Source organism: Streptomyces malaysiense (assembly GCF_000980885.2).
GTDB lineage: Bacteria > Actinomycetota > Actinomycetes > Streptomycetales > Streptomycetaceae > Streptomyces > Streptomyces malaysiense.
This window is the reverse complement of the sequence record NZ_LBDA02000054.1, coordinates 44,572-65,907: the sequence shown is the minus strand read 5'-3', so window position 1 is coordinate 65,907 and position 21,336 is coordinate 44,572. Positions and strand designations below refer to the sequence as shown.

Below are 21,336 nucleotides of genomic sequence, written 5' to 3'. Positions count from 1 at the left end.
GCCACCCTGATCGCGGACGGGTTCCCCGCGCCGGGGTTTCCATCATGCGGACTCGGCGCGCAGCCGCTCGATCACCGGCGCGAACGCCTCCATCTGTGGCTCCAGGACGGTCAGGTTGGTGAATCCGTACCGATCGCGCTGCGCCCTGACCTTCGCCACGACGTCCTCCAGCGGGCCCACCAGCATGACCGGCAGCGCCAGCATGGCCTCAAGAGTCAGGTCCGCTCGCCGCTCCAGCACCGGCTTGAGCGCCGACCCGGGATCGTCGGTGACGGCGACCTGCTGGATCAGCAGGTTCAGCTCAGCGGGCAAGGCCCGGCCGGCCGCCAGCTCCCGGTAGCGCCCGACCCGTTCGTCCAGCTCGCCGGCGGTGAGCGGTTCGAGCGATGTGGTGCTCCCCGTCCGGACGCCCGAGAAGGCGGCGATGTCGGCGTGCTCGGCGGTCAGCCGCAGCGTCCGGTCGCCGTTGCCGCCGATCAGCAGCGGCACCCGGTCCTGCGCCGGACGCGGCTGGTGCTCCGCGGAGCCGAGCAGCCGCTCCAACTCCTCCACCGTGCGCCGCAGATGGTCCACCCGCTCGCCCGGGGAGCCGAACGGCAGCCCGGCCGCCTCGTGCTCCTCCCGCACATAGCCGGTGCCCAGGCCGAGTTCGAGCCGCCCGCCGGTGAGCGCGTCCGTGGTCGCGACCTCCCGGGCCAGCAGCGTCGGGTTGTGGAAACCGGCGTTGAGCACGAGCGTGCCGACCCGGGGCCGCTCGGTCGCCTGCGCCGCCGCCACCAGCGCGGGGAAGGGCGCCACCCAGCCGAGATGGTCGGGGACGAGGATCACGTCGTAGCCCAGCTCCTCGGCGCGACGGCATTTCGCGCGCCACTCGGCCCCGGACGCGGGCGTGAGCAGGTTGACCCCGAAGCGGAACGGGCGCGGCATGAAGTCTCCTCAACCGTAAGCGAATTGATCTTCAGCCGGCATTCCATCACACCGGTGCCGGGGCATCCGGCGGGCGCTCACTCGTGGGCGATCGCGGCCAGCACGTTCATCCGCGAGGCCCGCAGCGCGGGCAGCGCGGCGGCGACGACCCCCACCAAGGCCGAGCCGACGACCACGGCCACGATCGTGCCCCAGGGGATCGCGAAAGCCGTCAGCCCGCGCAGCGCCAGCACCCGTTGCATGCACACGCCCCACACCAGGCCGAGGGCGAGACCGAGCACCGCGCCGAACACCGAGATCACCACCGACTCCAGCCGGATCATCCGCCGCAACTGCCGCCGCCCGAGGCCGATCGCGCGCAGCAGCCCGATCTCCCGGGTGCGCTCCACCACCGACAGGGCCAGGGTGTTGACCACGCCGAGCACCGCGATGACGATCGCCAGGCCCAGCAGCGCGTACACCAGGTACAGCAGCACACCGATCTGGTCGTGGACCAGCTGCTTGTAGTCGCTCTGGTCGCGCACCTGCACCTGCGGGAACGGCTTGAGCGCCCGTTCGAGGCGGGGGCGCAGTTCCTTCGTAGCGGTGCCGGGCGCGGCGTTCACGTACAGCGCGGAGTCCTGGCCGCCGGGCGCGTACCGCTCCAGCGTGCCGAGGCCGAGGAAGACACCGCCCTGGTCGCCGAAACCGCCGGTGGCGGACTGCTCGGTGAGCGCGCCGACCGTCAGCCCGGCCCGGCGGCCGCCCGGGAACTCCACCGGGAGCACGCTGCCGAGCCGCACCCCGTGGTCCCGGGCGAAACCCGCGTCCAGGGCGAGGTGCCCGTCGGCCAGCGCGGCCGCCGAACCGCCCCGCGCGTAGGACATGTGCACGACGTCGTCCAGCCCCGGGCCGTAGCCGGCCGCGCCCGTCTCCACCCGGCCGCCGTCGGGCAGCCGTACGGCGATCCGTGTCAGCCGCTGCGCCACGACGAGCCCGGCTCCCCTGGTCGCGGCCACACGGTCGGCGATCTGCCGGGTGAACGGGGTGAAGTTGGCGTTCTGGACCGTGAAGTCGGCGCCGAGCCGCTTGTCGATCTGCTGGTCGAACGACGCCGACATGGACGCGCTCGCCACCGACATCCCGCCCACCAGGGCCAGGCCCACCATCAGCGCGGCGGCCGTGGCGCCGGTCCGGCGTGGATTGCGCAGCGCGTTGCGCCGGCTCATCACGCCGACCGCTCCGAACAGCGCGGGGAACCCCGCGCCCAGCACCCGGATCACCGGCCGCACCAGCAGCGGCCCGGCCACCACGGTCGCGATCAGCGTCAACGCCACCCCGGCGCCCAGCAGGGCCGCGGCGGGACCGGTGCGCGTGGCCGCCGCGCACCCGGCCAGCGCCGCCGCGCCCACGGCCCCGACCAGCGCACCCGCGATCGCCCGCGCCCGCAACGGCTTGCCCGCACCGGCGACCTCGGCGTCCGCGAGCGCCGCCATGGGGGAGACGGCCGCCGCGCGCCGGGCGGGCAGATAGGCGGCCACGAATGTCACGCCGAGCCCGACCACGTACGCGGCGACGGGCGTACCCCAGCCGATCACCATTTGGGCCGCGCCCAGATTCATCCCGAACGCCCGCATCAGCCCGATCAGCCCGAAGGCCAGCCCGATCCCGGCCGCGAGGCCCAGCGTCGAGCCGACCAGGCCGAGCAGCAGCGCCTCCGTCAGCACCGAACGCCGTACCTGCCGCCGGTCGGCGCCCAGCGCGCGCAGCAGGCCCAGCTCCCGGGTGCGCTGGGCGATCAGCATGGAGAAGGTGTTGACGATCAGGAACACGCCGACCAGGAGCGCGACCCCGGCGAACCCCAGCATCACGTACTTGACGACGTCCAGGAACGTGCCGAGGGCGGCCGCCGCCGACTTGGCCTGCTGGTCCGCCGTCCGCACGTCGTACGTCGCGGCCCTCGTGCCGAGCGCCGCGACCACCCGGTGCGCCAGCCGCTCGTCGGAGACCCCTCGGGCGGCGTCCACGGAGATGCCGGTGGCCCGCGCGGCCGAGCCGAGGAGCCGGCGCCCGGCCACCGCCGGGTCCAGGTAGAGCAGGGCCGCGCCCGAGTTGGTCGTGGTGAACGAGGCGATCCCGACGACCCGCACCCGGAAGGTGCCGGGCTGCGCCTGCACGGTCAGCGTGTCGCCGATCCGCACCTTCCGCCTCCCGGCCGTGTCGGCGTCGAGCAACGCCTCGTCCGGACCTCGCGGGGCGTGCCCGGAGGTCAGCTCCACCGGGCTGCGCCGGGTCGGGTACCAGGAGCCGGCGAGGGTGGGCGCGCCGTTGGTCGGGCTGATGGATCGGTTGTGGCGGTCGACCACGACCAGGTTCTGCACCTGCACGTCGGCGCGCGCCGCCGCCACTCCGTCGACCCTCGCCACCTCGTCCCGCAGCGAGGCGGGCAGCGTCTGCACCGCGCCGCTGGCCCGCGCGGCCATCAGGTCGCGCTTCGGCTGCACGGTCACGTCGGCGGCGGTCGAGGCGAACAGCCGGTCGAACGTGCGGGCGACGGTGTCGGAGAAGATCAGACTGCCCGCGACGAACGCCACGGACAGGACCACGGCGAGAGCGGACAGCGCGAGCCGCCCCTTGTGCGCGAGGAAGCTCCTCAGGGTCGCCTTGAGCACCGGTCAGTCCTCCCGCGCGGCACCCGGGCCGCGGGTGTCGTCGAGCCGTTCCGCCCGCTCCCCGTCGAGCCGTTTCATGCGCTCCAGGACCCGCTCCGCCGTCGGCCGGGCCAGTTCGTCCACGAGCCGCCCGTCGGCGAGGAAGAGCACCAGGTCGGAGTGGGCGGCGGCGCCCGGGTCGTGGGTGACCATGACGACGGTCTGCCCCAGGTCGTCCACCGCGCCGCGCAGAAAGCCCAGCACCTCGAGACCGGCCCGCGAGTCGAGGTTTCCGGTCGGTTCGTCGGCGAAGATCAGCTCGGGCCGGGAGGCCAGCGCCCGAGCGCACGCCACCCGCTGCTGCTGACCGCCCGACAGCTGGCTCGGCCGGTGCCCGAGCCGCCCGCCCAGCCCGAGTGTGTCGATCACCTGGTCGAGCCACGCCTGATCGGGCTCGCGGCCCGCGATGTCCATCGGCAGGGTGATGTTCTCGGCGGCGGTCAGCGTCGGGATGAGGTTGAACGACTGGAACATGAACCCGATCCGGTCCCGCCGCAGCCGGGTCAGCTCCCGCTCCCGCAGCCCGGTGATCTCGGTCTCGCCCAGCCACACCTGCCCGGCCGACACCGTGTCGAGCCCCGCCAGGCAGTGCATCAGCGTGGACTTGCCGGACCCCGAGGGCCCCATCACGGCGGTGAACCGGCCCCGTGCGACGTCCACGTCCACCGAGTCCAGCGCGAGCACCGCGGTCTCGCCCGCGCCGTATGCCTTGGTCAGCCCGCGGGCGCGGGCCGCGGTCCCCTCGCCCGGCGCGCGGCCGGGGGCGTGCTGTGCGGCAGCGGATGTGGACAAGACCGCCTCCCGGTCACCGGTTCGAGCTGTCCCGGGTGAGCCTAATGTGACCGGGCCCACAGGGGGAATCGGGGCCGGACCCGGATTCCGCGGCCGTCGCCGGCGGCGCGCGCGGGCATGCCACCGGGCCGCGGGCGGTGTGACGGCGGGCCCCGCCCGGACGCGCCCGTGCGCCCCCTTGTGCTCCTGCTCCCGCTTGCCCTTGCTAGCACTCGGGCGCTAGCGTCGAGGCATGGCGAAGACCCAGCTGAACGTGCGCGTGGACGAGGGGACCGCCCGCGCGGCGCGCGAGCGCGCGCTGGCCCGCGGGATGAGCGTCAACCGCTACATCGAGGAACTGGTCAGACAGGACACCGGCGAAGCGGGCCGCACTTTCGTGGAGGCCGCCGCCGATTTCATGAAGCAGTACGAGTCCGTGTTCGCCGAGGAGTTCACCGAGGCGCGCGGCACCGCCGCGGGCGAAGGACGCAGCTGATCCCTTGAGCGACTCGCCGAACGGGCTGAGCATCGACCTCGCCTGGCTGCTCATGCTCGCCGAACAGAAGACCCCCGGGGACCCGCAGGTCGCCGACTGGGGCGCGCTGATCGCGGCCGTCGCCCGGCACCGGGCGGAGATCTTCGGCGTGCCGGTGTACGAGACGCCCTACACGCGCGCCGCCGCCCTCCTCCAGCTGCTCATCCACGTGCCCGCGCTCGAACGCTCCAACGCGCTGTTCGCCTCCGCGGTCGCCTACGCCTATCTGGTCGCCAGCGGCGCCAAGGTCGTCACCACGCCGGAACAGGTCCGCGACCTCGCCCGGCTGGTCAAGGACGGCGCGGCGAGCATCGACGACATCGCCCGGGAACTGCGCCGCTGGAGCCTGTGATCAGGAGGCGCCCGGTCCGCCACCGGGCCGCCAGGCGGTCCCCAGCACACAGTACGAGGCCGGCAGCCGCGGTCCGTGCTCCGGCAGCGACAGGCCGCGGTACGGCCCGAGTTCGAACCCGGCGCGGCGCAGCGCGGCCACCGGGTCCCGGGCCAGATGGCAGCCCCCGGCGAGCGCGGGCCACACCGTACGGTCGAGGGCGCGCTGGGTCAGCCGCATCGCCCGCCCGCCGCCGCTCCCGTGCTCGAAGAACCGCACCTGCCCGCCGGGCCTGAGCACCCGGTGCGCCTCGCCCAGCGCCCGCGCCACGTCGCGCACGCTGCACAGCACCAGGGACAGCACGACCGCGTCGAACGCCCCGCTCTCGGCGGGCAGCGCCTCCGCCGTGCCGGGCACCACGTCGACGGGTACCGGTGCGCGGCGCGCCGACTCGCGCGCCAACCGGCCCAGCAGCGGCTCCGGCTCGACGGCGACGACCAGCGCCACGGTGGCGGGATAGCGGGCGAAGTTGAGCCCGTTGCCCGCGCCGACCTCGATCACCCGGCCGGTCAGCCCGGCGAGCAGCCGCCCCCGCACCCCGGCGAACCCGAGCCGCGTGTCCGCCCCGGCACTGGCGCGCGCGTAGTACCGGGCGAACACCGGATGCCGCACGGGGCCCCGCCCCGGCGCCTCGGACCCCAGCCGCATACCGACCTCCCGGACATCACGGACACGGGGGAAGTATCCCCACCGTCCGCTCCGGTGAGTCCTCCGGCGCTCCTAGGCCCCTTCGCGTGCCCGGAACGCCTCCGCGTCCCACGTGCCGTCCAGCCGTGGGGACAGCCAGCCCGGGGCCGACGCCCTGAAGCCGGCCGGCGGCAGGGAACCCGCGCCCGAGGGCAGGGCGCCCAGCAGGGGCGCGCCGGAGACCTCGGGCAGGTCGGCGACGTTGCACCGGGTGGCCAGGTCGGGTTCGGCGGGCCAGCTGCCGATCACCACGCCGAACGGCTCCAGCCCGCGGCGGCGCAGCTCGCGCGCCGTCAGCTCCGTGGCGTTCAGCGTGCCCAGGCCCGCCTGGGCCACGATCAGCACCGGCGCGCCCAGCGACCGCGCCGCGTCGGCCAGCGTGCCGCCCGCCGCGTCGAACCGCACGAGCAGCCCGCCCGCGCCCTCGACCAGCACCAGATCGTGCCCGGCGGCCAGCTTGGCGGCCCGCTCGGCCACCTCCTGCGGCTGCACCGGCGCCATGCCGGCCCGCCGCGCCGCCGTGCCCGGGGCCAGCGGCTCGGGATAGCGGGCGACCTCCTCCGCCGTGACGGCGCCGGCGAGCCGGGCCACCTCGTCGGCGTCCCCCCGCTCGTCGGGCCGTACCCCCGTCTGGGCGGCCTTGAGGACGGCCACCGAGCGCCCGGCCGCGAGCGCCGCGGCGGCGACGGCGGCCGTCGTGACGGTCTTGCCGACCTCCGTGCCCGTCCCCGTGATCACCAGTACCGGCATGTCATCCCTCCCGTGCCGCCGCGCACACCGCGCGCGCGATCCTCGCCACGTCGTCGTCCGAGGTGATGTACGGCGGCATCGTGTACACCAGATCGCGGAACGGGCGCAGCCACACGCCCTCCCCGACGGCCGCGCGGGTGGCCGCGGCCATGTCGATCCCGTGGTCCAGCTGGACGACCCCGATGGCGCCCAGTACCCGCACGTCCCGCACGCCCGGCAGCCCGGCGGCCGGGGCGAGTCCCGCGGTCAGGCCCGCCTCGATCCGCTTGACCTCCGCCTGCCAGTCCTGGCCCGTGAGCAGCTCCAGGGACGCGCAGGCCACGGCGGCCGCCAGCGGATTGCCCATGAACGTCGGCCCGTGCGCCAGCACCGGCACCTCGCCCCGCGAGATGCCGTCGGCCACCCGGGCCGTGCACAGCGTGGCCGCCATCGTCAGATAGCCGCCGGTCAGTGCCTTGCCCACGCACATCACATCCGGGGTGACGGCCGCGTGGTCCGCCGCGAACAGCGCGCCCGTACGCCCGAAACCGGTCGCGATCTCGTCGAACACCAGCAGCACGTCATGCGCGTCGCACGCCTCGCGCAGCACCCGCAGATACGCCGGGGAGTGGAAGCGCATCCCGCCCGCGCCCTGCACCACCGGCTCCACGATGACCGCGGCCAGCTCGTCCGCGTGCCGCCCGATCAGCTCGCGCAGATGCTCCGCGTACGACTCCTCGTACCCGGCCGGCGGCGCCTGCGCGAAGACCTGGCGCGGCAGCACGCCGGACCACAGCTCGTGCATCCCGCCCTCGGGGTCGCACACCGACATCGGCTGCCAGGTGTCCCCGTGGTACCCGCCCCGCCAGGTCAGCAACCGCTGCTTGCCGGGCCGGCCGAGCGAGCGCCAGTACTGGAGGCACATCTTGACGGCGACCTCGACCGACACCGAGCCGGAGTCGGCCAGGAACACATGCTCCAGACCCTCGGGCGACATGTCGACAAGGAGTTTCGCCAGCCGGACGGCGGGCTCGTGGGTGAGCCCGCCGAACATCACATGGCTCATGCGCTCCAGCTGCCGCCGCGCCGCGTCGTTGAGCACGGGGTGGTTGTAGCCGTGGATCGCCGACCACCACGACGACATGCCGTCCACCAGCTCGCCGGAGCCGTCCGCGAGCCGCAGCCGGACCCCGCTCGCCGACTCCACGACGAGCGGTTCGGCACGTCCGGGCATCGGACCGTACGGATGCCAGACGTGCCGCCGGTCCAGCTCCAGCAGCTCGGGGACGCTCAGGTGGGGCAGGTCAGGCATTGGGCGCGAGATCCGTTCCGGCGCCCCGGCGGCGGACGGCGACCAGGTCGGTGCGGGGCTCGTTCGCGGACACCGGCTCGGCGGCCGGCTCGGCGGGTGCCGGACCGCAGACCCCCGCGCCCTCGTGACAGCCGCCCGCGGCGGAGTCGTGGCAGCCGGCGGTGCCGCCCTCGTGGCAGCCACCGCCGCCCGCCCGGTGCTCCGGCAGGGTCACCTGCTCGGCGCCCTCCACCTCGAAACCGGCGTCGGCGATCATGTCCAGGTCGGCCTTGCCCGCCTGGCCCTCGCTGGTCAGGTAGTCGCCGAGGAAGATGGAGTTGGCGAGGTTCAGCGCGAGCGGCTGCATCGAGCGCAGATGCACCTCACGGCCGCCCGCGATGCGCACCTCGACGTCCGGGCACACGAAGCGGACCATCGCCAGGATCCGCAGACAGCGCTGCGGGGTGAGGTTCCACTCCTTGGCCAGCGGGGTGCCCTCGAACGGGATCAGGAAGTTCACCGGAACGGAGTCCGGGTCCAGCTCGCGCAGCGAGAAGACGACGTCCACCAGGTCCTCGTCGCTCTCGCCCATGCCGGCGATCAGACCGGAGCACGGCGAGAGACCGGCCGCGTGCGCCTTCTGCACCGTGTCCACCCGGTCGGCGTACGTGTGGGTGGTGGTGATGTCCCCGTAGGTGGATTCCGAGGTGTTCAGGTTGTGGTTGTAGGCGTCCGCGCCGGCCTCGCGCAGCCGTTCGGCCTGGCCGTCGGAGAGCAGACCGAGGCAGGCGCACACCTCGACGCCCTCGTTCCCCTCCTTGATGGCCTTGATGGTCTGCGAGACCCGGTCCACGTCCCGGTCGGTCGGGCCGCGCCCGCTCGCCACCAGGCAGACGCGCTTGGCGCCGCCCGCGAGCCCCGCCGCGGCCGCCTGGGACGCCTCGTCGGGCTTGAGCCAGGTGTACTTGAGGATGCCCGCCTCGGAGCCCAGCCGCTGGGAGCAGTAGGAGCAGTCCTCGGGGCACAGTCCGGACTTGAGGTTGACCAGGTAGTTCAGTTTCACGCGCCGGCCGAACCAGTGCCGGCGCACCTTGCCGGCCGCGGCCACCACATCGAGCAGGTCGTCGTCGGAGGTGGCCAGCACGGCGAGCGCTTCCTCGCGGGTCGGCAGCTCGCGCCGAAGCCCCTTGTCCACCAGCGTGTTCAGCAGGTCCATGAGGCCCGATCCTGTCTTACGGGACCGCTCCGGGCCAAGGAGAGTTCACACAAGGAACACCGTTCACCGTGGGGGTATTGCCACACGGTGGGTGCCGGCCGGGCCAGCTAGGGTCTGTGCGCTACCTACAAAACCTCCGGAGGACTCATGGCGTTCGGCTGGATCGAGGAGCAGGCCCGGGGGCGCCACCGGGCCGGGCTCGTACGGCGCCTCAGCCCGCGCCCCGCCGCCTCGTCGCTGCTGGACCTGGCGAGCAACGACTACCTGGGCCTCGCCCGGCACCCCGAGGTGACCGAGGGCGCGGCACGGGCCGCCCGGACCTGGGGCGGCGGCGCCACCGGCTCCCGGCTCGTCACCGGTACCACCGAGCTGCACGCCGAACTGGAGCGGGAGCTGGCCGCGTTCTGCGGCTTCGAGGCGGCCCTGGTCTTCTCCTCCGGGTACGCGGCGAACCTGGCCGCGGTCACCGCGCTCGGCCCGCACGGCTCGCTCGTCGTCTCCGACGCGGGCAACCACGCCTCGCTCATCGACGGCTGCCGGCTCGCCCGCGGCGAGACCCAGGTCGTCGGGCACGCCGACCCGCAGGCGGTGCGCAAGGCCCTCGCCACCCACGAGGGGACGGCCATCGTCGTCTCGGACACCGTGTTCTCGGTCGACGGGGACCGGGCGCCGCTGGTACGGCTCGCCGAGGCGTGCCGGGAGCGCGGCGCGGGACTCGTCGTGGACGACGCGCACGGCCTCGGCGTACTGGGCGACGGCGGCCGGGGCGCGGCGCAGGCGACCGGACTCGCGGGCGCGCCGGACGTGGTGGCCACGGCCACGCTCTCCAAGTCGCTCGGCAGCCAGGGCGGGGTGGTACTGGGGCCCGCGCCGGTGATCGACCACCTGGTCAACGCGGCCCGGACGTTCATCTTCGACACCGGTCTGGCGCCGGCGGCGGCCGGTGCGGCCCTCGCGGCCCTGCGGCTGCTCGGCAGGGAGCCCGAACGGGCGGCGCGGGCCCGCGAGGTGGCGGGGGAACTGCACGCACGGCTGACCGCCTCGGGTCTGGAGGCGGTGCGTCCGGACGCCGCGGTGGTCTCCGTACGCGCCCCGTCCCCGGAACAGGCGGTGCGCTGGGCGGCCGACTGCCGTACGGCGGGTCTGGCGGTGGGCTGTTTCCGTCCCCCCTCCGTGCCCGACGGCATCTCACGGCTGCGGCTGACCGCCCGCGCGGACCTCTCCGGGGCCGAGATCGCCCGCGCGGTCCGGGTGATCGGCGAGACCCGGCCCGAGCCGGCGTGACCCGGCCGCGCGCCCGCGCCTGATCGGGTCCCGCGGGCGTCCCGCCGGGGCCGGCGGGTTTCAGCGGAGCGCGGCCACGAAGCCGGCCCAGCCGGCCGCCGAGAAGAGCAGCGCGGGTCCGGCGGGATCCTTCGAGTCGCGCACGGCGAGCAGTCCGGACCAGGGTCCGGAGCGCGGCCGTGCCGTCTCCACGCAGTTGTTGGCTCCCGTGCTGTAGCTGCTGCGCAGCCAGCGCACGTCGTACAGGTCGGTACTGGCAGGGACGTTCCGAGGCAGGGCTGACAATGGTGCCTCCTTACGCGCCGTCACCTATCCCGGCGATGTAGTCCAGCGAGTCGTGGGGGGAAAGAGCGTGGTCCTGAAGGGTCTGGAAGGCCTCCGAGTACGCCCGGAGGTCTTCTTTCCGTTCGAGGTAGAGGCTACTCGTCAACTGGTCTAGAACAACCACATCGAGATCAGAAGTGCTCGGAAATGAGAAAATAACGAAAGGCCCGGTGAGGCCGACATGCGCCCCCGCCCCGAACGGCAGTACCTGGAGCCGTACTTGGGGCAGCCGGGCCGCTTCCGTCAGCCGTTCCAGCTGGCGTGCCATCACTCCGGGACCGCCGACCTCCCGGCGCAGCACCGCCTCGTCCAGCACCGCGCACAGCTCCAGCGGCGGGTTCGAGCGCAGCACGTCCTGCCGGGCCAGGCGCACCTCCACCAGCGCGTCCAGGCGCTCCTCGTCCAGGTCCTTGACGGCCGCCCGGGTCACCGCGCGGGCGTACTCGGCCGTCTGGAGCAGACCGGGCACGACGCTCGTCTCCAGTGTGCGCATCGCCCTGGCCTGCGATTCCAGGCTGATGAAGTCCCGGTACGTCGGGGGGAGCACTCCGCGGTAGGCGTGCCACCAGCGATTGCGGTCGCCGTCGCCGTCCTCGGAGCCCGCCAGCATCAGCAGCAGCTCGCGCAACTGGGTGTCGCGCACGGTGTAGGCGTCCAGGAGTAGGCGGAGATCGGCCGGTTTCACACCACTGGCGCCCGTCTCGATACGGCTCACCTTCGACTGGTGCCAGCCGACCAGGCGGGCCGCCTCCCCACTGGTGAGCCCCGCACCGGTGCGCAGCGTGCGCAGTTCGGCACCCAATTTGCGGCGGCGCACTGCCGGCCCGTTCTGCATGGGCTCCTCCTTACTCCTCGAAGGCCGCCCGGATACGGTCTCCCGTCGCAGAGTTCACCGCATCGAGCGACAGATATATGCACATCTTGGTGGATCGCTCCCCGTGACCGGTCCGGTGGTGGCAGTCTGGCGAGGAAGCACCAGTCCGGGACCGTACTCGAACCATCCGCTCCATGTAGGACTCCGGTCCCGTGGGAAAGGGACGACGTCGCCATGGCAGACCACCTGGAAGCATCCGTCACTCTGCCGAGCGATCCCGCCTCGGTCGCCGCCGCGAGGTCGTACGTGGTGAGCACCCTGGCGGAGTGGGGCCTGCCGTCGGACACCGAGGCGGCCGACACGGTCCGGCTCATCGTCTCCGAACTGGCCACCAACGCCGTGCAGCACACCTTCGGGCAGTCCCCGAACTTCACGGTCGACATCGCGCTGGAACGCGACGAACAGCTGCGCATCGGCGTCACGGACAGTCATCCGCGCTTCCCGAAGAGACTGCCCGCGGCCGTGCAGCAGGACAACGGCCGCGGCATGGTCATCATCCGCTGGCTCACCGCCGAGTGCGGCGGCAGGCTCCGGGTCCGCCCCACCGGTGAGGGCGGCAAGACGGTCTCCATCGAACTGCCCTGGAGCGTCCCGGCCGAACCGGTGGCGGCGGCCCGGCGGGAGCCGTAGCGGGGCAGCCCGCGGGACGCGCCGCGAAACGTTCATCCGGCGGGCGGGACCCGTCCCGGGCCGCCCGCGGGCCGGGACGGCGCCGGGTGAGGGAACGGGCACGAGGGAGCGGCCCGGTCGCCGGAGTCGCTCCCGGTGCTCGGGCGGGTCAGCTGACCCGGCCGTACCAGACGCTCCTGGTCCAGATCTTCTCCAGCCGTACCACGGAGCCGCTCTTCGGCGCGTGCCAGATCTTGTTGTGACCGGCGTAGATGCCGACGTGGTAGACGTTCGAGCCGTAGTGGAAGAACACCAGGTCGCCGGCTCTGCGGCTGCCGGAGGAGATGTGGTGCGTCCTGTTGTACTGCTGCGCGGCGGTGCGCGGCAGCTTCTTCCCGGCCTTCTTGAACGAATAGAGCGTCAGCCCCGAGCAGTCGAACCGCCGCGGCCCGGTGGCCCCCCACTGGTACGGGGCGCCCTTCTTGGACGCCGCGATGTTCAGGGCCTTCGTCGCCAGCGTCGCGGCCGAGGCGTCTGCGGAGAGACCCGGAACCGCGATCGAGCCGCCCACGGCGGCCAGGGTGAGGGCCGAGGCCGTACCGGCACGGGCCATCAGCGACGGGACACGATTGAGCGCAGTCATGCGCAACCCTTCGTCAGCCGCCTGTGAAGGATGACCTGTCGGATTCGGGCTGGCGAAGTTGCCCGGCCGCGTTGCCGCGGCTTCACCCCAAGGGCCGCCCGAGGCACCCGTCCACCCGCTCACGCGGACGGCCGGCCGTCCCGGGGACCCGCCTTGCCTGGGTCCTCCACTCCTGCCGATCCACTCCTGTCGACCGGTCATCCGGGCGGCGGCAGGACTCGGCGTCCGCCCGGACCGCCCCGCCGCGGTGGCGGGGGCTTGTCGTCAGACAGGGATCTTGACCCACAGCTGTCCGAAAATCCCAACGGAATCGGGGATTTGTGGCGTTACTCACCACTCGCCCTTTCGGGTGGAGGCTGCTCTCTTCGATGCTCCGTCAGGTCCGGTGCGTAGTCCGGGACCTGGGAAAAGGCGGCCGCGCACAGAGCACGGAGCCGGCCTGCGCGCAACTCGGGAGAGCCGGAAACGGATCCGGATATACACCGGTCGGCGGTACGTCGTTCGGCCCGTTTCGCGCCCGGACCCGGCGGCCGCGCGGACACCCCGCGCCCGCCGGATCCGACGGCCGTCCGGATCAGCCCACGGCGTCCGGCGGGAGCGCGACGCGAGCGGCCCGGCGCTCACCGTCGAGCACCCGCAGCGCCCGTGCCAACGTGCCCCCGTGCACCTCCCGCTCGCCCCGTTCGTGCATCAGCTCCAGCGCGTCGCGCAGCTCCTCCGCCTTGCGCACCAGCGCCTGCGCGGCGCGCAGCCCGCGGTAGGTGTCCCCGTCCCGGGCCGGGTTGATCCTGCCGAGCAGATCGACCACCGCCAGATAGTGGTCGACCACCTCGCCCTCCGCGTGCGTCAGCGCCGGCAGCGGCGGCAGCTCTTCCGGCAGCACGGCCGGTTCACCGCTCGCCGGGGAGGTCCCGGCGGCTCGGCACCACGCCGTCCACGAGGCCGTACGACCGTGCGCCCGGCGCGTCCAGCATGAGATCGCGCTCCAGGTCCTGGTGCACCTGCTCCTCGGTGCGCCCGGTGTGCCGGACCAGCATCTCCTCCATCAGGGTCCGCAGCCTGACCAGTTCGTCGGCCTGGATGAGCAGGTCGCTCGGCTGGCCCTGCGCCGGCTCGGGCAGTTCGGGCTGGGAGAGCACCACGCGGGCGCCGGGCAGGGTGAACCGCTTGCCGGGGGTGCCGGCGGCCAGCAGCACGGCGCCGACCGAGGCGGCCTGGCCCAGGCAGTACGTCTGCACCTCGCAGGTGACGTACTGCATCGTGTCGTAGATCGCCGTCATCGCGTGGAACGAGCCGCCGGGGCAGTTCAGGTACAGCGTGATGTCCCGGTCCGGGGCCAGGTGTTCGAGGTGCATGAACTGGGTGATCACATCACCGGCCGCCGCCTCGTCCAGCGGTGTCCCGAGGAAGACGACCCGGTTCTCGAACAGCTTCGAGTAGGGATCGAGCCGCCGCTCCCCGAAGTCGGTGCGCTCGGTGAACTCGGGCAGGACGTAACGGGCGGACGGTCGGTACATCTGGGCACACCCCTCCTCACGGCGGAGACCGGCGATCTCCGATTTCTGTACAGAATGTACAGGACGTACCTGACGTTATGATGGGGGTATGGCCTACGAGATTCCGGTGACGCAAGCCAGGGCTGAGCTCGCCGACCTGATCAACCGGGTGGTGTACGGCGGCGAGCGCGTCGTCGTGACCCGGCACGGCAAGCCGCTGGCCGCACTGGTCTCGGCCGCCGACCTGGCACGGCTCGACGCCCTCGACGCCGCCGAGGAGCCGGGCGGGGAACAGGTGGCCAGTTCCGTGTCCCGCATCCGCGAGTCCGCCGTGCGCGAGGTGCCGTCCGCTCCGCGTGAACGCCAGCGCTTCGGCATCGCGGCGGAGTACCGGGGGCCGGGCGTGTCCTGAACCGCCCCGGACACCTCGGATATGGGCGGTGCCACAGGGCGGTCATGAGCCGCCCAAAGGCTGGTTAACGTCGTTGAAACTCCGGCGAACTAGCCTGCGGATCCATGCCACCGGTGGGTTTCTGTGCCCCCATTGATCACGGTCGGTCCCTGTTCGTCCGTGTGTTACACCTGACTCCCGTCGCGGTGGCTGCGGCACCCGGACCCCGCCCGGTCCGGAGCGAGGACTGTGAGGTGGGACGTGCAACTGACCCCGCACGAGCAAGAGCGGCTGCTCATCCATGTGGCGGCCGACGTCGCCGAGAAGCGCAGGGCCCGCGGCCTCCGGCTCAACCACCCCGAGGCGGTCGCCCTCATCACCTCGCACATCCTGGAGGGCGCGCGCGACGGCCGCACCGTCGCCGAACTCATGTCCACCGGACGCAAGATCCTCACCAGGGACGACGTCATGGACGGCATCGCGGAGATGATCCACGACGTGCAGGTCGAGGCGACCTTCCCGGACGGCACCAAGCTCGTCACCGTGCACGAGCCGATCGTCTGAGGGGGGCCGCGATGATTCCCGGAGAGATCCTGCTCGCCGACGACCCCGTACACGCCAACGAGGGCCGCCCCACAACCCGGCTCACCGTCCTCAACGCCGCCGACCGGCCCGTCCAGGTCGGCTCCCACTACCACTTCGCCGAGGCCAACCCCGGCCTGGAGTTCGACCGCGCCGCCGCGCACGGCAGGCGGCTGAACGTGGCCGCCGGCACCTCCGTGCGCTTCGAGCCCGGCATCCCCGTCGACGTCGAACTCGTCCCCCTCGCCGGCGCCCGGATCGTGCCGGGGCTGCGCGGCGGGACCGGGGGTGCGCTCGATGCCTGAGATCTCCCGCGCCGCCTACGCCGACCTGTTCGGACCGACCACCGGCGACCGCATCAGGCTCGCCGACACCGATCTGCTGATCGAGATCGAGGAGGACCGTTCGGGCGGACCCGGCCGCGCCGGGGACGAGGCGGTCTTCGGCGGCGGCAAGGTCATCCGCGAGTCCATGGGCCAGTCCCGCGCCACCCGCGCCGAAGGCACCCCCGACACCGTGATCACCGGGGCCGTCGTCGTGGACCACTGGGGCATCGTGAAGGCCGACATCGGCATCCGCGACGGCCGTATCACCGCTCTCGGCAAGGCCGGCAACCCCGACACCATGGACGGCGTCCACCCCGACCTGGTGATCGGCCCCGAGACCGAGATCATCGCGGGCAACGGGCGGATCCTCACGGCCGGCGCCATCGACGCGCATGTCCACTTCATCTGCCCCCAGGTCGCCGACGAGGCGCTGGCGTCCGGGATCACCACCCTGGTCGGCGGCGGCACCGGACCCGCCGAGGGTTCCAAGGCGACCACCGTCACGCCCGGCCCCTGGCACCTCGCCAGGATGCTGGAGGCGATGGAGTCCTACCCCCTGAACATCGGCTTCCTCGGCAAGGGCAACACGGTCAGCCACGACGCGATGCTGTCCCAGATCCGCGGCGGCGCCGTCGGCCTGAAACTGCACGAGGACTGGGGCTCCACCCCCGCCGTCATCGACGCCGCGCTCACCGTCGCCGACCGCACGGGCGTCCAGGTCGCCATCCACACCGACACGTTGAACGAGGCCGGGTTCGTCGGCGACACCCTCGCCGCGATCCGCGGCCGGGGCATCCACTCCTACCACACCGAGGGCGCCGGCGGCGGGCACGCGCCCGACATCATGACCGTGGTCTCCCAGCCCCATGTGCTGCCCAGCTCCACCAACCCGACCCGGCCGTTCACCGTCAACACCGCCGAGGAACACCTCGACATGCTGATGGTCTGCCACCACCTCAACACGGCCGTCCCCGAGGACCTCGCCTTCGCCGAGTCCAGGATCCGGCCCTCCACCATCGGCGCGGAGGACATCCTCCACGACCTCGGCGCGATCTCGATCATCTCCTCCGACTCCCAGGCCATGGGCCGGGTCGGCGAGGTGATCCTGCGGACCTGGCAGACCGCCCACGTCATGAAGCGGCGCCGGGGCGCCCTGCCCGGTGACGGCCGGGCGGACAACCACCGGGTACGGCGCTATGTCGCCAAGTACACCATCAACCCGGCCCTCGCCCAGGGCCTCGCCACCGAGACCGGCTCCGTGGAGCAGGGCAAGCTCGCCGACCTCGTGCTGTGGGAACCGGCCTTCTTCGGTGTGAAGCCGCTCCTCGTGCTCAAAGGCGGACAGATCGCCTACGCGCAGATGGGCGACGCCAACGCCTCCATCCCCACCCCGCAGCCGATCCTGCCCCGCCCGATGTACGGCGCGATCGGCCGCGCCCCGGCCGCCAACTCCGTCAACTTCGTCTCCTCCCTCGCCCTGGAGGACGGGCTGCCGAAACGGCTCGGGCTCGGCAAACGGTTCGTGGCGATCGACTCCACGCGCGCGGTCACCAAGGCCGACATGCGGGAGAACGACGCCCGGCCCGACGTCCGGATCGATCCCGACAGCTTCGCCGTGCACATCGACGGCGAGCTGGTCGAGGCGAGCCCGGCCGTCGAACTGCCCATGGCCCAGCGCTACTTCCTCTTCTGACGGCGGCGACGGCACCGTGATGACACACGCGGCACTGCTCGTGCTGGCCGACGGCCGCTTCCCCGCCGGAGGACACGCCCACTCCGGCGGGGCCGAGGCCGCCGTCAAGGCGGGGCGCATCACCTGCGCCGCCGACCTGGAGGACTTCTGCCGGGGCCGGCTGCACACGGCCGGACTGGTCGCGGGCGCGCTCGCGGCGGCGGCCGCACTCGGCCTGGACCCCCGGGAGCTGGACGCGGCGGCGGACGCCCGCACGCCCTCGCCCGCGCTGCGGCTCGCCGCCCGCCGGCTCGGCCGGCAGCTGCTGCGGGCCGCGCGGGCGAGCTGGCCGTGCGCCGAACTCGACGAGCTGGCCCGGTGGTTCCCCAAGGGCGCCCACCAGCCCGTGGTCCTCGGTCTCACCGCTCGGGCGGCCGGCCTGGGGGCCCCCGACGCGGCGTACTGCGCCCTGTACGAGAGCGTGAGCGGACCGGCGACCGCGACCGTACGACTGCTCAGCCTCGACCCCTTCGACGCCACCGGCGTACTGGCCCGGCTCGCACCGGAGCTGGACGAGGTCGCGCGGGCGGCGGTCGAGGCGGCGGGAGCGGCGGCCGGGGAAGGGCCGCAGGCGCTGCCCGCGGCGTCCGGCCCGCTGCTGGAGATCATGGCCGAGGCCCACGCCGCGTGGCCGGCCCGGCTGTTCGCCTCCTGAACCTCCCGGTGCCACCTCCCCGTTCCATCCGACCCAGCCACCAGCCGGAACCTCCCGCCCGAACCACCCGCCCCGAACCACCCGCCCCGAACCACCCGCCCCGAACCACCCGCCCCGAACCACCCGCCCCGGATCACCAGGCCGGAGAACGGCCGCCCCCGCACCACCGCCTCCGCACCAGCCCCCGGCCTCCAGGAGCCGTACATGCACCTCGACCACACCCACCACGGTCCCGCCGCCGTGAGCGCCGACGCCCACCGCCCGGACGGAACGCGCCGTGCCCTGCGGGTCGGGCTCGGCGGACCCGTGGGATCGGGGAAGACCGCCACCGTGGCCGCGCTCTGCCGGGAGCTGCGGGACGAGCTGTCCCTCGCCGTCGTCACCAATGACATCTACACCCGGGAGGACGCCGAGTTCCTGCTGCGCCAGGCCGTGCTGCCGCCCGAGCGGATCACCGCCGTGGAGACCGGCGCCTGCCCGCACACCGCGATCCGGGACGACATCTCCGCCAACCTGGAGGCCGTCGAGGACCTGGAGGACGCCGTCGGCCCGCTGGACCTGATCCTGGTGGAGTCGGGCGGCGACAACCTCACCGCCACCTTCTCCAGGGGTCTTGTGGACGCGCAGATCTTCGTCATCGACGTGGCCGGCGGCGACGACATCCCGCGCAAGGGCGGACCGGGCGTCACCACCGCCGACCTGCTGATCGTCAACAAGACCGACCTCGCCCCCCATGTCGGCTCCGACCTCGCCCGGATGGCCGCCGACGCCAAGGCCCAGCGCGCCGAACTCCCCGTCGTGCTCCAGTCCCTGCGCGGCGAGAGCGGTGTCGCCGAGGTGGCCGCCTGGGTCCGCGCACGGCTCGCCGCGTGGACGGCATGACCCGCACCGGTGTCCGGGCCGATGCCCGGATCGTGGCCCGTGCCGACGGCCGCGGTGGTACCGCGCTGCCCGTGCTGGACGGCTCGGGCCCCCTGGCGCCGCGCCGCACCCGGGGGAACGGGGTCGAGGCCCGGGTGGTGGTCGTCGGCGCGATGAGCGGCCCTCTCGGCGGCGACCGGTTCACCCTGAACGCCCGGGTGGAGGAGGGCGCCCGGCTGCACCTCGGCTCCGCCGCCGCCACTCTCGCCCTGCCGGGCCAGGCCCCCGGCGAGGCCCGCTACGACGTCCGGCTCGACGTGGCCGACGGCGCCGAACTGCACTGGCTGCCCGAACAGCTGATCTCGGCCACCGGGAGCGATCTGCGCGTCACCACCATGGCCGAACTCGCCGCGGGCGCCCGGCTGGTGCTCCGCGAAGAGCAGGTGCTCGGCCGGGCGGGGGAGCGCCCCGGCCTGCTCACCACCCGCCTCACCCTGCGTGTCGCCGGCCGTACCGTCCTGGACCAGCAGCTGTCCTGCGGTCCCGGTGCCCCCGGCGGCTGGGACGGCCCCGCCGCCCTCGCGGGTCACCGGACCGTCGGCCAGCTCCTCGTCGTCCGGCCGGAGTTCGCCGAGCACCCGCCCGCGCCCCGGATGCTGGGGGACCACGCTGCCCTGATGCCGCTGCCCGGTCCCGCCGCCCTGGTCACCGCCCTCGCCCCGGACGCGCTGCGGCTGCGCCGGGTGCTGGAGGAGGGGCGGGCCCTGCTGGGGTGACGGACGCCGGGTCGAGGTCAGCCGAGCGGTGCCCTCGGGACACCGTGTTCCCTCGCACTCCTCTCCGTGGGCCGCTCGGCCTTGGCGACGGCGGCGTACTGATCGACGTACTCCTGCTCGGACAGGGTCAGGATGGCGTACATGATCTCGTCGGTGACTGCCCGCAGGACAGCCTTCTGCTGCTCCATCCCCGCGAAGCGGGCGAAGTCGAGGGGCTCGCCGAAGCGGATGGTGACGGGGCGGATGCGGGGGAGGGTCTTGCCGGGCGGCTGGGCCTCGAAGGTGCCGATCATGGCGCAGGGGATCACCGGGACACCTGCCCTCAGGGCCATCACGGCGACCCCGACCTTGCCCTTGTACAGCCGGCCGTCGTGCGAGCGCGTCCCCTCCGGATAGATGCCGAGCAGTTCGCCCTTGTCCAGCACCCCGAGGCCCTCGCGGATCGCGGCCTGCCCCGCCTCCTTGCCCGAGCGGTCCACCGGGATCTGTCCGGCGCTGCGGAAGAAGAACGCGGTGAGCCGGCCTTTGACGCCGGGCCCGGTGAAGTACTCGGCCTTGGCGAGGAAGGTGATGCGCCGCTTGAGGATCGCCGGCATCAGGAAGTGGTCGGAGAAGGAGAGGTGGTTCCCCGCGATGATCGCGGGGCCCGTCTCCGGCACGTTCTCCAGGCCCTCGATCCGGGGCCGGAAGAGCAGCCTGAGCAGGGGACCCAGCAGTACGTACTTGAGCAGGTAGTAGAACAAGGGGGTCGCTCCTCACTCCGGCGGCTCGGCTCGGCCGCGAGGACAGCGTGCTGCCACTTTCCCCCGGGGGCAACCGGACCGGACGGCGTGGCGCGATTCACTCCGGCCGGGAACGCCCGCCGTCACCGACGCCGCGCGCCTGCGGCCGGGCGGGGCGCAGCCGGGGTATGAGGGCCGGGACCCGGGACCGGTAGGCGTCGTACGCGGCACCGAACTCGCCCGCCATCAGGGCGTCCTCGGTACGCACCCGGCGCAGCAGCCACGGGACCGCGGCGGCCAGGTAGGCGGTCCAGACACCGAGGCCGCATGCCAGCATCGAGCCGGTGACCAGGCCGAGGATGCCGGTGTAGATGGGGTGGCGGACCAGCCGGTACGGGCCGTCCGTGCGCAGTTCGTGGTGCTGCCGGACGTTCGGGACGCTGTCCCACATCGTGCCCAGCACCCAGCGGGCCCACAGCAGCAGGGCCGTGGAGCCGAGGGCGAGCAGGGCGCCGAGCAGGGCCGGCACGGGCTGCCAGAACCGGAGGTGCTGCCAGAAGCTCTGGGTATGCCGGACCAGGAGGAGGAACAGGGCCACACCCGCGATCAGCAGGACCCGGCGTCCCGCCGAAGCGCGTGACGCGCGCAGCCAGCCGCGGACGCCGCCGTGGCCTCTGATGCCGAAGTAGGCGGCACCGAGCAGCCAGGCGGCGGCGAAGACCAGGAAGCAGACACCGGTGAGGGTGACGAGTACCGGACGCAGCGAGTTCATGGACCAAGGCTGCGCCCCGTACCCCGGCCCTCACCAGCACCCACGGGTCGAT

The 21,336-nt window shown here is 73.3% G+C and carries 25 protein-coding genes; 11 read left to right on the top strand and 14 right to left on the bottom strand.

The genetic code is table 11. The features are described 5' to 3' along the window. Positions 1-42: 42 nt before the first annotated feature. The 3 genes from VT52_RS22955 to VT52_RS22945 form a co-directional block, all read right to left on the bottom strand. Positions 43-927: a TIGR03621 family F420-dependent LLM class oxidoreductase gene (locus VT52_RS22955; protein WP_046424940.1), complete on the bottom strand. Its 885-nt coding sequence runs from the start codon at positions 925-927 to the stop codon at positions 43-45. 77 nt (positions 928-1,004) lie between these two features. Further along, positions 1,005-3,578: an ABC transporter permease gene (locus VT52_RS22950; RefSeq protein WP_071387631.1), complete on the bottom strand. Its 2,574-nt coding sequence runs from the start codon at positions 3,576-3,578 to the stop codon at positions 1,005-1,007. A gap of 3 nt (positions 3,579-3,581) precedes the next feature. Then, positions 3,582-4,409 carry an ABC transporter ATP-binding protein gene (locus VT52_RS22945; RefSeq protein WP_071387630.1) on the bottom strand — a complete coding sequence of 276 codons (828 nt, stop codon included), beginning with the start codon at positions 4,407-4,409 and terminating at the stop codon, positions 3,582-3,584. A 232-nt stretch (positions 4,410-4,641) separates the two neighbouring features. On the opposite strand from VT52_RS22945, the gene VT52_RS22940 reads away from it, so the two are divergent. Together VT52_RS22940 and VT52_RS22935 are read left to right on the top strand one after the other, a co-directional pair. Further along, on the top strand, positions 4,642-4,884 hold the full coding sequence (locus VT52_RS22940; protein WP_046419186.1) for a hypothetical protein: 243 nt from the start codon (positions 4,642-4,644) through the stop codon (positions 4,882-4,884). A 52-nt stretch (positions 4,885-4,936) separates the two neighbouring features. Beyond that, complete coding sequence (locus VT52_RS22935) at positions 4,937-5,275, top strand: hypothetical protein (RefSeq protein WP_046419196.1); 339 nt, start codon at positions 4,937-4,939, stop codon at positions 5,273-5,275. Here VT52_RS22935 and VT52_RS22930 read toward each other — a convergent pair whose 3' ends face one another. The 4 genes from VT52_RS22930 to bioB all read right to left on the bottom strand — a co-directional run bounded on the left by VT52_RS22930 (position 5,276) and on the right by bioB (position 9,237). After that, positions 5,276-5,962, bottom strand: coding sequence for a class I SAM-dependent methyltransferase (locus tag VT52_RS22930; protein WP_046419184.1), 687 nt, complete (start codon positions 5,960-5,962; stop codon positions 5,276-5,278). It abuts the gene before it with no gap. Between the two features lie 72 nt (positions 5,963-6,034). Then, positions 6,035-6,751, bottom strand: coding sequence for a dethiobiotin synthase (bioD, locus tag VT52_RS22925; RefSeq protein ID WP_046419183.1), 717 nt, complete (start codon positions 6,749-6,751; stop codon positions 6,035-6,037). A gap of 1 nt (position 6,752) precedes the next feature. Further along, the gene (locus tag VT52_RS22920) at positions 6,753-8,042 is read right to left on the bottom strand and encodes an adenosylmethionine--8-amino-7-oxononanoate transaminase (protein ID WP_107481415.1); all 1,290 of its coding nucleotides are present in this window, start codon (positions 8,040-8,042) and stop codon (positions 6,753-6,755) included. Further along, on the bottom strand, positions 8,035-9,237 hold the full coding sequence (gene bioB, locus VT52_RS22915; protein ID WP_046419180.1) for a biotin synthase BioB: 1,203 nt from the start codon (positions 9,235-9,237) through the stop codon (positions 8,035-8,037). The genes VT52_RS22920 and bioB overlap by 8 nt, the downstream gene beginning before the upstream one ends. 147 nt (positions 9,238-9,384) lie before the next feature. Between bioB and VT52_RS22910 the strand changes: the two genes are divergently transcribed. Continuing rightward, a complete protein-coding gene (locus VT52_RS22910; protein WP_046419178.1) occupies positions 9,385-10,521 on the top strand; it encodes an 8-amino-7-oxononanoate synthase in 1,137 nt (378 codons plus the stop codon). Positions 10,522-10,581: 60 nt separating this feature from the next. Here VT52_RS22910 and VT52_RS22905 read toward each other — a convergent pair whose 3' ends face one another. Further along, positions 10,582-10,806 carry a DUF397 domain-containing protein gene (locus VT52_RS22905; RefSeq protein ID WP_046419176.1) on the bottom strand — a complete coding sequence of 75 codons (225 nt, stop codon included), beginning with the start codon at positions 10,804-10,806 and terminating at the stop codon, positions 10,582-10,584. Positions 10,807-10,816: 10 nt separating this feature from the next. Then, a complete protein-coding gene (locus tag VT52_RS22900; RefSeq protein ID WP_046419173.1) occupies positions 10,817-11,680 on the bottom strand; it encodes a helix-turn-helix domain-containing protein in 864 nt (287 codons plus the stop codon). Between the two features lie 213 nt (positions 11,681-11,893). Between VT52_RS22900 and VT52_RS22895 the strand changes: the two genes are divergently transcribed. Beyond that, a complete protein-coding gene (locus VT52_RS22895) occupies positions 11,894-12,349 on the top strand; it encodes an ATP-binding protein (protein WP_046419171.1) in 456 nt (151 codons plus the stop codon). 148 nt (positions 12,350-12,497) lie between these two features. Here the strand turns inward: VT52_RS22895 and VT52_RS22890 are convergent, their stop codons facing one another. From VT52_RS22890 to VT52_RS22880, 3 genes are all read right to left on the bottom strand, one after another. After that, a complete protein-coding gene (locus tag VT52_RS22890) occupies positions 12,498-12,971 on the bottom strand; it encodes a C40 family peptidase (RefSeq protein WP_046419170.1) in 474 nt (157 codons plus the stop codon). A gap of 574 nt (positions 12,972-13,545) precedes the next feature. Further along, positions 13,546-13,854 carry a hypothetical protein gene (locus tag VT52_RS22885; protein WP_046419167.1) on the bottom strand — a complete coding sequence of 103 codons (309 nt, stop codon included), beginning with the start codon at positions 13,852-13,854 and terminating at the stop codon, positions 13,546-13,548. Positions 13,855-13,861: 7 nt separating this feature from the next. Beyond that, entirely contained in the window at positions 13,862-14,488 is a 627-nt protein-coding gene (locus VT52_RS22880; RefSeq protein WP_046419165.1) for an ATP-dependent Clp protease proteolytic subunit, read from the bottom strand. Positions 14,489-14,576: 88 nt separating this feature from the next. Between VT52_RS22880 and VT52_RS22875 the strand changes: the two genes are divergently transcribed. The 7 genes from VT52_RS22875 to VT52_RS22845 all read left to right on the top strand — a co-directional run bounded on the left by VT52_RS22875 (position 14,577) and on the right by VT52_RS22845 (position 19,790). Beyond that, positions 14,577-14,879, top strand: a complete 303-nt coding sequence (locus VT52_RS22875) for a type II toxin-antitoxin system Phd/YefM family antitoxin (RefSeq protein ID WP_046419162.1) — start codon at positions 14,577-14,579, stop codon at positions 14,877-14,879. A gap of 240 nt (positions 14,880-15,119) precedes the next feature. Further along, the gene (locus VT52_RS22870; RefSeq protein ID WP_046419192.1) at positions 15,120-15,422 is read left to right on the top strand and encodes an urease subunit gamma; all 303 of its coding nucleotides are present in this window, start codon (positions 15,120-15,122) and stop codon (positions 15,420-15,422) included. Positions 15,423-15,433: 11 nt separating this feature from the next. Beyond that, positions 15,434-15,745 carry an urease subunit beta gene (locus VT52_RS22865; RefSeq protein WP_046419161.1) on the top strand — a complete coding sequence of 104 codons (312 nt, stop codon included), beginning with the start codon at positions 15,434-15,436 and terminating at the stop codon, positions 15,743-15,745. Next, positions 15,738-17,459, top strand: coding sequence for an urease subunit alpha (locus tag VT52_RS22860; RefSeq protein ID WP_046419190.1), 1,722 nt, complete (start codon positions 15,738-15,740; stop codon positions 17,457-17,459). The genes VT52_RS22865 and VT52_RS22860 overlap by 8 nt, the downstream gene beginning before the upstream one ends. Positions 17,460-17,478: 19 nt before the next feature. Further along, on the top strand, positions 17,479-18,153 hold the full coding sequence (locus tag VT52_RS22855; protein ID WP_046419159.1) for an urease accessory protein UreF: 675 nt from the start codon (positions 17,479-17,481) through the stop codon (positions 18,151-18,153). A gap of 204 nt (positions 18,154-18,357) precedes the next feature. Beyond that, positions 18,358-19,035 carry an urease accessory protein UreG gene (gene ureG / locus VT52_RS22850; RefSeq protein WP_046417375.1) on the top strand — a complete coding sequence of 226 codons (678 nt, stop codon included), beginning with the start codon at positions 18,358-18,360 and terminating at the stop codon, positions 19,033-19,035. After that, a complete protein-coding gene (locus tag VT52_RS22845; RefSeq protein WP_046417382.1) occupies positions 19,032-19,790 on the top strand; it encodes an urease accessory protein UreD in 759 nt (252 codons plus the stop codon). Before ureG ends, VT52_RS22845 begins: the two co-directional genes overlap by 4 nt. A 17-nt stretch (positions 19,791-19,807) precedes the next feature. Here VT52_RS22845 and VT52_RS22840 read toward each other — a convergent pair whose 3' ends face one another. After that, entirely contained in the window at positions 19,808-20,533 is a 726-nt protein-coding gene (locus VT52_RS22840) for a lysophospholipid acyltransferase family protein (protein WP_046417374.1), read from the bottom strand. A gap of 97 nt (positions 20,534-20,630) precedes the next feature. Further along, positions 20,631-21,284, bottom strand: a complete 654-nt coding sequence (locus VT52_RS22835; RefSeq protein WP_046417372.1) for a methyltransferase family protein — start codon at positions 21,282-21,284, stop codon at positions 20,631-20,633. Between the last annotated feature and the right edge of the window lie 52 nt (positions 21,285-21,336).